This is a genomic window from Microscilla marina ATCC 23134 (assembly GCF_000169175.1).
Classification (GTDB): domain Bacteria; phylum Bacteroidota; class Bacteroidia; order Cytophagales; family Microscillaceae; genus Microscilla; species Microscilla marina.
In genome coordinates this window covers 17,839-30,118 of the sequence record NZ_AAWS01000058.1, presented here as the reverse complement: position 1 = coordinate 30,118, position 12,280 = coordinate 17,839, and the positions used below count along the sequence as shown (strand labels likewise).

11 protein-coding genes are annotated in these 12,280 nt (G+C 40.8%); 9 read left to right on the top strand and 2 right to left on the bottom strand.

The window, feature by feature from the left end; all coding sequences use genetic code 11:
- Positions 1–364 precede the first annotated feature (364 nt).
- From M23134_RS32035 to M23134_RS32015, 5 genes are all read left to right on the top strand, one after another.
- Complete coding sequence (locus M23134_RS32035) at positions 365–916, top strand: sigma-70 family RNA polymerase sigma factor (protein WP_002703860.1); 552 nt, start codon at positions 365–367, stop codon at positions 914–916.
- Positions 917–1,164: 248 nt separating this feature from the next.
- The gene (locus M23134_RS32030; protein ID WP_002703859.1) at positions 1,165–2,538 is read left to right on the top strand and encodes a toxin-antitoxin system YwqK family antitoxin; all 1,374 of its coding nucleotides are present in this window, start codon (positions 1,165–1,167) and stop codon (positions 2,536–2,538) included.
- A 360-nt stretch (positions 2,539–2,898) separates the two neighbouring features.
- Positions 2,899–3,861 carry a phosphoribosylaminoimidazolesuccinocarboxamide synthase gene (locus M23134_RS32025; RefSeq protein WP_232296852.1) on the top strand — a complete coding sequence of 321 codons (963 nt, stop codon included), beginning with the start codon at positions 2,899–2,901 and terminating at the stop codon, positions 3,859–3,861.
- Positions 3,862–3,894: 33 nt separating this feature from the next.
- Positions 3,895–4,278, top strand: coding sequence for an STAS domain-containing protein (locus M23134_RS32020; protein WP_045114763.1), 384 nt, complete (start codon positions 3,895–3,897; stop codon positions 4,276–4,278).
- A 204-nt stretch (positions 4,279–4,482) separates the two neighbouring features.
- Entirely contained in the window at positions 4,483–5,430 is a 948-nt protein-coding gene (locus tag M23134_RS32015) for a ribonuclease Z (RefSeq protein ID WP_002703853.1), read from the top strand.
- 92 nt (positions 5,431–5,522) lie between these two features.
- Here M23134_RS32015 and M23134_RS32010 read toward each other — a convergent pair whose 3' ends face one another.
- A complete protein-coding gene (locus M23134_RS32010; RefSeq protein WP_157558754.1) occupies positions 5,523–6,746 on the bottom strand; it encodes a hypothetical protein in 1,224 nt (407 codons plus the stop codon).
- Between the two features lie 395 nt (positions 6,747–7,141).
- Between M23134_RS32010 and M23134_RS32005 the strand changes: the two genes are divergently transcribed.
- From M23134_RS32005 to M23134_RS31990, 4 genes are all read left to right on the top strand, one after another.
- Positions 7,142–8,956: an acyl-CoA dehydrogenase gene (locus M23134_RS32005; RefSeq protein ID WP_002703850.1), complete on the top strand. Its 1,815-nt coding sequence runs from the start codon at positions 7,142–7,144 to the stop codon at positions 8,954–8,956.
- Positions 8,957–9,113: 157 nt separating this feature from the next.
- Positions 9,114–9,983 (top strand): RNA polymerase sigma factor, encoded by an 870-nt coding sequence (locus M23134_RS32000; protein ID WP_002703849.1) that lies wholly within the window; start codon positions 9,114–9,116, stop codon positions 9,981–9,983.
- Between the two features lie 165 nt (positions 9,984–10,148).
- Complete coding sequence (locus M23134_RS31995; protein WP_002703839.1) at positions 10,149–10,652, top strand: SRPBCC family protein; 504 nt, start codon at positions 10,149–10,151, stop codon at positions 10,650–10,652.
- Between the two features lie 149 nt (positions 10,653–10,801).
- Positions 10,802–11,533 carry an SOS response-associated peptidase gene (locus tag M23134_RS31990; RefSeq protein WP_002703831.1) on the top strand — a complete coding sequence of 244 codons (732 nt, stop codon included), beginning with the start codon at positions 10,802–10,804 and terminating at the stop codon, positions 11,531–11,533.
- Here M23134_RS31990 and M23134_RS31985 read toward each other — a convergent pair.
- Complete coding sequence (locus M23134_RS31985) at positions 11,530–12,237, bottom strand: metallophosphoesterase (protein ID WP_002703829.1); 708 nt, start codon at positions 12,235–12,237, stop codon at positions 11,530–11,532. The genes M23134_RS31990 and M23134_RS31985 overlap by 4 nt on opposite strands.
- Positions 12,238–12,280: the final 43 nt, after the last annotated feature.

Genomic DNA, 12,280 nt, shown 5'->3' with positions numbered 1-12,280 from the left:
TGGGGCGAAAATTAAATGGTTTTACTCAAAAATTTGATATATATGACGACTTTAGATAATAATTTAGCAAAAAACGGGTGCACTTGTGAAAATTGTACTTGTGTTAATTGTAAATGTAGCAACTGCAAAACGGCGGACTGTAGCTGCGAAAAATGTAACTGTACCAGCTGTGCGGATAGTTGCTGTGGGTAAGTTTTTTGATTGAAAACACCGCCTTTGGCTATGAACTGTTTATACTCGATTGGCAGCTTTTTTTTACTTTTGTCAAAATTTATATTCGTAAATTTGAAAAAAAAGTAGCAAAGACCAGTCATATTACATAGCCAAGGGCTTACTATTCTTTATAAACCACTAAAGAAAGACGATGGAAAAAACAGCAAAAATATGGAGCGATTTCTCCGATCGTTTGTTGCATTTTATCAGCAGCAAAATTCCCAATACGGAAGATGCCCATGATATAAGACAAGAAGTTTTTGTAAAAATACACACCCAACTCGATAAGTTAAAAAACGACGCAAAACTGGAAGCCTGGGTATACCAAATTTCGAGGCATGTCATTGCCGACTATTACCGTAGACACTATAAGGCTACCCAAGACACCAACCCAGCACTGGAAGTAATGGCTGATACTTCGGAACAAAACCTGGCTTATCAGCAATATGCCTATTGTTGTTTAGAGCCTTTTATTCGCGAACTGCCCGAAAAATACCAGCAAGTGATTTTGCTTACCCACCAGGGACACAAACAAGCTGAGATTGCCCATCAGCTCAACACCTCGTTGTCTAATGTAAAAATGCGTTTTCAAAGGGCTAAAGATATGCTCAAAAAAGATTTTATTAGTTGTTGCGGTTATCATTTAGACGCTCACGGTAAGCTCACCGGAGAGCAAGACTGCCAACGGGAATGTAAGCATTGATACACGTACTGAGAACTTGCCACATAAAATTGTTTTATTCTTTCTTTTCGCGAAATTCATGCCTCCACAACTCAAAATATCGAGCACCTGTTCATTTTATCACAAAAACAATGTAATAGCAAATAAGCGTTGTTTTAGGCAACACTTTAAATCTATATCTTATCGCGGCTTTATTACGTTATAGCCTCAAGCAATAAAAAAATGTAGAAAAATAAAGTGTTAGAATTGTAAAAAATATCAGAGTAAACATGCAAATTAAAAAACATTATCTTTTGTTACTGCTTGCTGTCTGGGTGAGTGCCCCAGTAGTGGCTCAAAAAACCGAACCTGTAAAAACCTATTATGACTCATTGCGCCAGCAACTCAAAGAAGAATATACCTTGGTAGCCCGTGCCGACACCAAACTGATAGAGGGCGCCTATAAAAGCTACCACCAAAATGGACAACTGGCTTCTACGGGCGACTTTGAGGAAGGAAAGAAAAACGGCAGGTTTACTGGATACTATGCCAGTGGAAAAAAACAAATAGAGATTGGCTACACCGAGGGAAGCAAAGAAGGTAAATTTACCATTTTCCACCCCAACGGCGAAATGTCGCAGCGAGGGGTATACAAAAACGACTCGCTCACGGGCACTGTAGAGGTGTATGACAATCAAGGAAGAATACTCAAGAAAAGCGACTTTGTACGCGACATAGTACACGGCAAAGTATTTCTTTATTTCTTGTCGGGCAAAATCAAGCAAGAAAGTGATTTTGTACAAGGCAGGGCACACGGCGTTACCAAAACATTTTACCCCAGTGAAAAACTGCGCAAAGAAGAAGCCTATAAAAAAGGCAAACCGGACGGTTTTTATAAAACCTATTTTGAAAATGGTCAAGTACAGGTGTCAGGATTCAATGTAAACGGTAAAAAAGAGGGAGCATACATTCAATACGCCGCCGATGGAAAAATATTAACCAAGGCATTTTATGTAAAGGACCGACTAGACAAAGAGTTTATTCGAAACTACCGGAACGGCCAACTTCAACAGCGCTCTTATTACAAGTTAGGGTTCAAAGAAGGGAAAGAAGTACTGTTTTATAAAGATGGTACCAAAAAACGGGAAAGCGAGTATAAACGCAAAGAGCTTGACCAAAAACATACCCAATATTACCCTAATGGCAAGGTAAAAGCCAAAATAGCCTACCAAAAAGGAAAAAAGTATGGTACCTGGAAGCATTACCACCCCAACGGCAACATCAAAACAGAAGAGCCTTATATAGAGGGTAAGATGAATGGCATTAAAAAAACATACAACCAAGACGGCAAACTAATACGTGCCGAAACCTATAAAGTCATGCGCATGTATGGTGCTGTGCGCAACAAAAACCGAAGTGTAAAACAAGGGTTGACTAAAATATATGCACCCAATGGACAAGTACTGGAAGAAATATATTATCGACGTGACAATAAGTACGGAAGGTACAAGTCGTATTACCCCACGGGCAAAGTAAAAGCACAAGGAGCTTATTTTTATAACAACAAAAATGGCGCTTGGTATTTATACAATGTGCACGGCAAACGGGTAAAGATGATTCAGTACAAAGCAGGAGAGGTTGTATCAGAAAAAGAACTTAAGTAGTAAGGCATTACATTTACCAAAAGCGGGTTTTTCAGGAAGCCCGCTTTTGCTGCTTTAGACTTTGCCAAAACATTGGTTTGCCTAAGGCAGGGGGTATGATATGAACAAAGGCTTATTTTTTAATATAAAATCGGTAAACTTACCATATAAATATCAAAATAATGTACGAGCTAAACATTGGGTTTATGTTTTTTTTCCTTATTATGGGCTAGTAACTCACTGAAAAGCAAATAAATAAAAGAAAACTAGTGGACTCAAATTTAAAAAATGACCCAAACTATGTGTAAATACAATCTTTAAATTAGTGAAAACTTTTTTTCTTGATATTTTCATTATATTTGCCTTTCAACGAAAAATAATATGTCCCTACTTTTAGGTACAATGCAAAACAATACTATCAAAGAAACTAATTTTCATTTCGAAGGGCAACAAAACTTTTACCGGGGAAAGGTAAGAGATGTGTATATGTTTGATAAACATCTGGCTGTCATAGCCTCTGACCGTATCTCGGCGTTTGATGTGATATTGCCCGAAGCCATCCCTTACAAAGGGCAGGTGCTTAATCAAATATCTTGGTTTTTTATGCAACAAACCCAGGATATTGTGCCCAACTGGATCATCGACTGTCCCGATCCTAACGTGGCGTATGGTTATAAATGTACTCCCTACCCAGTAGAGATGGTAGTAAGGGGCTACCTTGCCGGAAGCGCCTGGAGAGCTTACAAAAAAGGAGTGCGTGAAATGAATGGATACAAGTTGCCAGAAGGTCTCAAAGAAAATGACCCACTGCCCCAACCCATCATAACTCCCTCTACTAAAGCCGCACAAGGCGAACATGACGAAGACATTAGTTCTGAAGATATTGTAAAAAAAGGGTTGGTTGATAAAAAAACTCTTGATAAATTGGAAGCGTATACTTTAGCTTTGTTTCAACGAGGCAGCGAAATCGCTCAAAAACAAGGGCTTATTCTTGCCGATACCAAGTATGAGTTTGGGCACTTTGAGGGTAAAATCTATCTGATAGACGAAATCCATACCCCCGACTCATCCCGTTATTTCAACATAGAGGGTTATCAGGAGCGCCAACAGCAAAACCAACCACAACCACAGCGTTCAAAAGAAATGGTACGCAAATGGTTGATGGAAAACGGATTTAATGGTCAGGAAGGACAAAAAATACCCGAAATGACTCCCGAATGGATCGCCGCAGTATCTTCTGAGTACATTGCACTTTATGAGCAATTGACAAATAATAAATTTGAAAAATCTGAAGACACCGATCGTTATGCAAATTTGCAACAGCGTATCAGTGCCGTAATATAAACTTGTATTTAAACAAAATAAACCAATATATTGATGAAGTATTCTCTCGACAAACAACCTAAATACACACTAATTCAGTTGCAAAACGAAAAGATGGATGCTACTTTGTCACCTGAGCTTAAAAGTACTTTTGTAACCCTCAATGCAGAAGGTGCCAAGAATTTTGTGATTGATTTGAGCAAAGTGAAATACGTAGACTCTTCTGGATTGGGTGCATTATTGATTGCAAACCGACTTTGCATGGATGCAAAAGGAACAATGGTGTTAACTGGTATTACCGACCACGTAATGAAGCTTATAAAAATCTCTCAACTTGACAAAGTATTGAAGATTTTGCCTACCAACGAAGAAGCCATTCAATTTATACACATGAATGAAGTGGAAAACGACGTTGCCAAAGACGGTGGAGAAGGTTAATACAATCATTGTTGGTTTAAATATAAGGAGTCTGTTTGTGTTTTGTACCTTGGTATAATGCCCAAACAGACTCTTTAATTCTTTTTAAGAACCAAACAAGCATAACAACCCGAACCATTACGCGCAAACAACACCAGCCATCAAAAATTTTTCAGTCAAGCCCTTATACCTATAAGGTGCATACTATTTTTGTAATACCATCACATGTTTCAAGTAACCATATTAGGTAGTGGTGCTGCCCTTCCTGTTATTGCTCCCGATTTCCGGCGTTATCCAACTTCTCAAATCGTTTCTTTGCCTCATACCCACTTGCTGATAGACTGTGGCGAAGGAACCCAGATGAGATTGCAGGAGCTAAAAATCAGGATTAACCGAATCAAGCATATATTTATCAGTCACTTGCACGGCGACCATTACCTGGGGTTGATAGGTTTGTTATCGTCAATGCACCTCAACAAACGCAATCAAGACTTGTATTTATACGGTCCTCCGGGGCTTGCCGAAATCATTAGCGTACAACTTAAGTACAGTCAAACCCGGTTCAACTATAAAATTCATTTCAAAGAGTTGAAGGTAGGCGAGTCGGAAGAGATCATGAGCGATGGCATGTTTACCATTCGCACTATTCCTTTGAGCCACCGCATACCTTGCAATGGTTTTTTGATTCAGGAAAACCCTAAGAAAAGAAAAATTATCAAAGAAAAAATTCCAGAAGAAATATGGGATTGGCAGTATGCCAAGACCTTACAAAAAGGTGACGACATTCTGGACCCAGAAGGCAAGGTATTGATCAGCGCCAAAGACGTGACAGTACAACCCAAAAGCCGGGCGTATGCTTATTGCAGTGATACGGCTTACCACGAACCCATCATAGAGCACATCAAAGGGGTAGACATGTTGTATCATGAAGCTACTTTTACCAGCGAAGAAATTGACCGGGCAACAGATACGTTTCACTCTACGGCTCGTCAGGCAGCTACTATAGCCACCAAAGCCGAAGTAGGCAAATTATTGATTGGGCATTTTTCGTCGCGTTACCGCAATTATTTAGACCCTTTGATCAAAGAAGCCCGCGAAGTGTTTAGTGAGTCTTACCTTGCGGTAGAAGGCAGTACTTTTGTGCTTGAAAAAGAATTGATGCCCGTGGAGTAATGATTATGGGCATTGCCCCAAACAACGAGCCTCCTTTGCTGGATTTAACATCAGTAAAGGAGGCTCGTTGTAAATATAGCAAACCAAACAAATTATTTGTTTACCTTGGCTGTAGGATGAATAGGCGCTCTGGTATTGCCCGCCATGCCATTGATCACCGTGCCCAGGTAACGCTTACCGTTTTTATAAATCAACCCAAATATAATCCCTCCATATTCTTGCTTTACCTTCTTCCACGACCTGCCATTGAAACATACCAGGTAAGAATGAGTGCGGGGGGGCTGTTGTGTAGCATCGTTATAAAGGGTTTCAAAACCTCCACCTGCGTAAAGCTTGCCTCGATTGCTAAAAAACGTATAAATTACATTTTGGTGGTTTCGATTGATTGTTGGCTCGATGATTTTGTGCACCACGACCCATTTTTTTTGTGGGTGCCACTTTACAATTTTAGTCAGGGGTGCTACCGAACCGGTAGGGGTTGCCAGGGTAGTATCTACGGCGGCATATAGCACGCTTTGGTACACAGTGAGGGCATTGATGCTGCCATGCGTTTTTCTGAGCGCTTCCCAATCAGGTTTACCCTTGTATTTTTTATACTTTTTGAGTGCTCGTTCCCGCCTGAAAGCAGTTCCCCAAAACATCCGCTGAAACCCAAACATATCTGCCCTATCAAAATGGGCATTGTATATCCTGGTGGCTTGCAATGAGTCGACAAAACGGGGCTTGCGATCAACCCCCAGTCGGTGTATTTGCTCAAGCCTGACAGCTGGGGTATACCCCGGCTGTATCCAGGCAAGCTCCTCTATTGACAACCCGCTTTGGCTTTGCCAAGCATCAAAATCAGCTGACTTGATCTGACGGATATAAATAAAATTGCTGTTTTTTTGTACCGCTTTACAAAACTTACCTTTACCACTCTTGAGCATCAAATACCCCACCGCACAATAACGCCCCTCGTGGTCGATAAACACTGGGTTGCGGTAAGGCAGGTAATCATTGCGGGGGCAGTCGCGCCGTTGCCAATATTTGTCGAGTACTTTGAGGTGTTGGTGCCTTTGGCGTTGTTGGGCGGGGCTGAGGTGGGCAATGGGGCGTTGCCGAAATATTTGCCCAAGCGTACGAATGTGAAAGGAGAGTAAATCTTGTTCATGTTTGAGAGGCTTTGCCTGTACCAAGCCCATTTTTTGGGCTGTAGCCCGATGTTTGTGCCATTCCTGATTTACTTCACAGAGTTGCTCGTATAAGTTACGGGGGGTGGCTTGTGCCAATAATACCACGCTGACCAACATCAGAGCAGATAGTGTTATTCGTTTCATATTGTTTTTGATATAGTAGTGTTGAGTGTATTAACGCCTCTTGGAGCAATAGGTTAAGGGACAGCCTCCACCAGATAAGCAAAAAAGTTAGCAGCGATGGGCTATTCACTACCCCCATATACTTTGTCATACAGGATTACACATCACAAATAATTTTGAAAGCTTTTCAAACCCTTTTGCATACTTTATTAGTATAAACCTCTATATCCCCTAATAATCTTATATTGTATGTAAGTTTTAGCCCCAAAAAAAATGTTATGCACGCATAATACTTTTAGTATTTTGTGTATATTTGCTTAAAGTTTGACCGCTGGTCATATTTTAGAATTAATTCATCACGTGTATATAAGTTAAATAACCATAAAAAAATACTGTTACAAAAACACAGAAGTACTATGGCAAAAAAATATATAAGCATAGAAAATCTAAAATTCTTATTAAATGAAGTTTTTAATATAGAAGAAGTTTTAGAGTCTCCTTACTATGCTGAAACAGATACTGAAGCTGTAAACATGATCTTGGATGCAGCTGTTGACATTTCAGACCGTCACCTCTTTCCTTTCTACACAGAAATAGATCGCGCTGATCATACTTTTGAAGATGGCAAAGTAACCATCCACCCTGAAATAATAAAATATATAAAAGCAATGGGAGAAGCTGGCTTTATTGGAGGCAGTTTTTCTTTTGAGCATGGTGGGCAGCAACTTCCACAAATGGTAACAGCTGCTTCGGGTGCTATTATGAGTGCTGCCAACAATGGGGTAGTAATGTTTACTGGTTTGACAGCTGGTTCGGCTCACTTGATTGCCTCTTTTGGGTCAAAAGAATTGAAAGAAAAATATACTGGCAAAATGTTGAGCAGCGAATGGCAGGGAACGATGGCATTGACCGAGCCTCAGGCAGGTAGCTCATTGTCTGACATTGTAAGTTCGGCTACTCCTACCGATCAGGGACACTACAAACTCAAAGGACAAAAGATATTTATCTCTTCGGGTGACTATGAAGGTACAGAAAACGTGGTACACTTGATGTTGGCACGTATTGACGGGGCACCATTGGGTACTAAAGGTATTTCTTTGTTTGTGGTACCTAAGCTTCGCGAAGACGAGAATGGCAACTTGATAGACAACGACGTAACTACAGCCGGGGTTTACCATAAAATGGGACAAAAAAGTACGCCAGCTGTTCACTACATTGCCGGTGACAACGACAACTGTCACGGATGGTTGGTAGGCGAGCCTAACAAAGGCTTGAGCTACATGTTCCAAATGATGAACGAAGCCCGTTTGGGGGTTGGTTTGATGGGAGCAGCCATTGCTTCAGCCGCTTATTATGCTTCTTTGGAATATGCCAACGAGCGCCCACAAGGACGTAAAATCAGCGAGCAAAGCGCTAAAGATAAGCCTCAGACTTTTATCATCAACCACGCCGACGTAAAGCGTATGTTGTTGTTCCAGAAGTCGGTAGTAGAAGGCGGACTTTCGTTGATTTTTGAGTGTTCGCGTTATGCCGACCTTGAAATGACTACAGAAGACGAAACAGCCAGAAAACGTTACAAAGGTTTGCTTGACTTGCTTACTCCAGTGGCCAAAACATTCCCGGCGGAGTACGGCATCAAGTCGGTAAGCGAAGGTATGCAGTGTTTGGGTGGATTTGGTTACACAACCGACTTCCCGCTTGAGCAACACTACCGCGACATCCGTATTACTTCTATTTATGAAGGTACAACTGGCATTCAATCACTTGACTTATTAGCCCGTAAAATTATGGGTACTGGAGGCAAGTCATTGATGTTGTTGGCCGAAGAAGTAAAGAAAGTAACTGACGAAGCTAGCACTTACGATGATTTGAAAAAATACGTCACTGCTTTGCAGGAAAAACTTCAGGACTTGCAGAAAGTAACCCAACAGTTGGGCGGAATGGCCATGCAAGGCAAAATGGAGCTTGCTTTGGCTGACGCTACCCTTTATATGGAGTTTTTCAGCCTAATTGTAATTAGTTGGCAGTGGCTTAAACAAGCTACCGTGGCTAAAAAAGCAATGGTTACTGGAAATCCCGAAGGCGAAAAGCTTAAATTTTACGAAAGTAAAATACATACTATGCGTTATTTCTTCTCTTATGAGTTGCCAAAAACTTTGGGCTTAATGACTCGTTTGATGGACAAAGACGACACCTTGACTGTAGAAGTTGAGAAAGAATTGATTGTGTAAATATTTTAATCCATAATTAATATATCTGAAAAAGTAAAGCTCATTTAGGGCTTTACTTTTTTTATGGGGTATATTTAAAAAGTGACATTTTGTAACACCTGCCTGAGCATTGTATCTAATCAAAAAAACAATTGGTTATTCCTTAATATATTATACAATGAACAATCCATTATCAGACAAATACTCAGAAGAACAAAACCGGACTTTGGTAGAAAAATCGTTGAATGGTGACCGTAAAGCCATAGAAGAGCTTATTCACTTGCATCAACCATTTATATACAATGTTGCCTGGAAAATGGTGCATGACCCCAATGATGCACTGGACCTTACCCAGGAAACTTTGCTGAAGGTAATCACGAAGTTGTCACAATTTAATTTTAAAAGTGCTTTTCGTACTTGGTTGTACCGCATTGTGGTCAATGAATTTTTGCAAACCAAAAGAAGAAAAGGGGCGCAACGTTTTAGTTCGTTCGAAGACTATGGAGCAAAGTTGGACTCAATCCCCAACCCTGACCTAAACGAGGAAGAATACATTACTTTTCAAGAGCTTTCGCGTGAGATGCAGGTCAAGTGTATGTCAGGCATGCTGATGTGCCTCACCAGAGAGCAACGGCTCATCTATATTATTGGCGACACATTTGGAGCAAATCATCGGATAGGGGCAGAAATTTTTGACCTTACGCCCCCTAACTTTCGGGTAAAGCTGCACCGGGCACGCAAAGAGCTCTACAATTTTATGAATAATAAATGTGGTCTGGTCAATCAAGACAACCCATGTCGTTGCCCTAAAAAAACCAAGGCTTTAAAAAAAATGGGGTTACTGGATGAGAACAATTTACAGTTTAACATTTCTTATAAAAACAAAATAGCGTTGTATGTAGCACCTCGCTACGAAGAAACAGCCCAGCGTTTTGAAGAAAAATACACTGAGCTGTACCGTGAACACCCTACCAAAGAAGATTTTAGTGCCGAAACCATTGTGTCAGAAATATTGAACGACGATAATTTATTAAAGTATTTCAAGTAATCTTATCGCACTCAAATCCCTGACTATCAATCATCTAACAAATATTAATTTTCTTTTTACTTTATTTATTGGTGAGTTTTGTAACACCTGCCCAATTGTTACATCCAATGGTAGAACATCACTTATAAGTTCAATCATTTTAATACTCACTAAACTTTTTGCACCATGGAATTTTACAGAGAAACCGTTATCAATGCTTCTATCAGTGATGCCTGGGAAATATTAGGTAACCAATATACGACCGCTTACAAGTGGGCAAGTGGATTGAAATATTCAGAAGGACAAGGCAACCCGGTATTTGAGGGGGCTAGCTGTAGCAACCGAGCTTGTGATACGACTAGTTTGGGAGCAATTCAAGAGGAAATCAGGGTTTTTGATCCTCAAAATTATGTTTTAAGCTACGAAGTGATAGAAGGCTTTCCGTTTTTTGTGAAACTGGGGCAAAACACCTGGAAACTTACCAAAGAAGGGAATCAGACGAGGGTCTCTATGAAGCTGGAAATGCAAACCAAGGGTTGGGTAGGCAAACTCATGTCGCCTATGATGCGAATGCAAATGGGAGGGATTTTGACCAACGCTATTGAAGATTTTAGGCATTATGTAGAAACGGGCAAGCCCAGCCCCCGCAAAGCCAAAGAGATAGCCAAATATGCAAAAAAAGCGGCTTAGACTCTCCTGTTTTGAAAGGAGGTCGATTCGTTTTTTTAATGAGTCACTACAGGCTTAAAAAAGTAAAGCTCATTTAGGGCTTTACTTTTTTTTATGCTCCAAAAAACCGCATTTTTGTAGTTGACTTGTACCTTTTAGACCATACCCTTATGTGCGGAAGATTTGGAATGATCAACAATATAGATGATTTGGCGCAACAACTGCAGGTATTTCCTCCTGAACAAAGCAATTTTGCCCCTAATTATAATACATCGCCGGGCGACTACTCACCAGTAATTACCAATCAAAAACCTGATGTGTTACAGTTTTTTCAGTTTGGGCTTACCCCACATTGGGCAAAAAAACGCATGTATTTGTTTAATGCCCGCGCTGAGGGTGACCACAATAAAACCAACGACCCAGGCTATACCGGAGCATTAGGCATTGGCAACAAACCTGCCTTCAAAAAGGCCATTCGGTCGCAACGTTGTCTTATTCCTGCCAATTTTTTTGTAGAAGGACCTACCCAAGAAAAACTCAACAAACCCTATGTGGTATACCTGACTGACCGCAACAAGCAAGCATTTTGTTTTGCCGGAGTGTGGGACTCGTGGGTAGACCAAGACAAAAACTTACTCGTCAATTCTTTTGCTATCATTACTACCATACCCAATGCTTTGCTACAGCAAATTCCTCATCATCGCTCTCCGGTAATATTACCTAAAGCTGCTGAAAAACAGTGGTTGAGCAATGCTGCTCTTGATGAAATATTGCCCTTGCTTAAGCCCTACAACGCCCACCACATGCAGGCTTACCCGATAGATGCCGGAATCAAAAACCCTCAACTCAATGGAAGAGCTTTGGTAAAGAAAATCAATGATACGGTACTGAGAATTGACTAAGCAAAAAACAGCAACTCGTTCATGGCAACCAATACCATACGGGTGTGTTGATGCTGGTAACGCTTGCTTGCATGAAAATGTCCATAAAACCAATGGGTCAATGGGTTAGAAGATTGGCGGGCAAGCTGTTGATACATTTGAGCAAGTAGAGTACGTTCTTCGTGCAGGTCTTGGATCAGGTGAGGGTCTTGTGCAGCAAATGTATGTACCAAGTCGCTGAACTCAAAAGGTGGAGCAAAGTTGGGGGCACTATGGGTAACTACCACGTCGATACCGTGCAAGGCGGTAATGGCTGCCTCATTATACACAAACTTTTCGGCTTGCCAATAACCTTCGCCCTCGTTGTGTGTGTGGCGGTCTATCGAGAGCGCCCCTCCTACCAACAAAAATCGTTGTTGATTGAGCTCAAGCACACTATAGTCTGCCACAAATGTAATGTGAGACTGGTCTAAAGCACGTGGGACTGGTCCTTGAAAATAAGCTGGATTGTCGTGGTTACCCCTGATTACATACATAAAAGTATTGCGTTGTTTGAGCATTGCATTGAGTTCACCCACAGCTTTAAGCTCCTCTAAAAATGACGCATACCCTACGCCAAAGTCTCCTACCTGAATAATGACGGAGTCTTGAACGTTTTGTTGAACAATGCGTTGCTGTGCCAACTGAAAGTTACCATGTAGATCGCCTAAGAAGTAAATAGACATAAAAATTGAGGGTTTAACATTGCAAAAAAGGGTTTTCAACTGT

Excerpts from the sequence above, each read along its gene's own strand:
- M23134_RS32035 (WP_002703860.1), top strand. The coding sequence starts at position 365 with ATGGAAAAAACAGCAAAAATATGGAGCGATTTCTCCGATCGTTTGTTG.
- M23134_RS32000 (WP_002703849.1), top strand. The coding sequence starts at position 9,114 with ATGAACAATCCATTATCAGACAAATACTCAGAAGAACAAAACCGGACT.
- M23134_RS32015 (WP_002703853.1), top strand. The coding sequence starts at position 4,483 with ATGTTTCAAGTAACCATATTAGGTAGTGGTGCTGCCCTTCCTGTTATT.
- M23134_RS31990 (WP_002703831.1), top strand. The coding sequence starts at position 10,802 with ATGTGCGGAAGATTTGGAATGATCAACAATATAGATGATTTGGCGCAA.
- M23134_RS31985 (WP_002703829.1), bottom strand. The coding sequence starts at position 12,237 with ATGTCTATTTACTTCTTAGGCGATCTACATGGTAACTTTCAGTTGGCA.
- M23134_RS32030 (WP_002703859.1), top strand. The coding sequence starts at position 1,165 with ATGCAAATTAAAAAACATTATCTTTTGTTACTGCTTGCTGTCTGGGTG.
- M23134_RS31995 (WP_002703839.1), top strand. The coding sequence starts at position 10,149 with ATGGAATTTTACAGAGAAACCGTTATCAATGCTTCTATCAGTGATGCC.
- M23134_RS32010 (WP_157558754.1), bottom strand. The coding sequence starts at position 6,746 with ATGAAACGAATAACACTATCTGCTCTGATGTTGGTCAGCGTGGTATTA.
- M23134_RS32005 (WP_002703850.1), top strand. The coding sequence starts at position 7,142 with ATGGCAAAAAAATATATAAGCATAGAAAATCTAAAATTCTTATTAAAT.
- M23134_RS32025 (WP_232296852.1), top strand. The coding sequence starts at position 2,899 with ATGTCCCTACTTTTAGGTACAATGCAAAACAATACTATCAAAGAAACT.
- M23134_RS32020 (WP_045114763.1), top strand. The coding sequence starts at position 3,895 with ATGAAGTATTCTCTCGACAAACAACCTAAATACACACTAATTCAGTTG.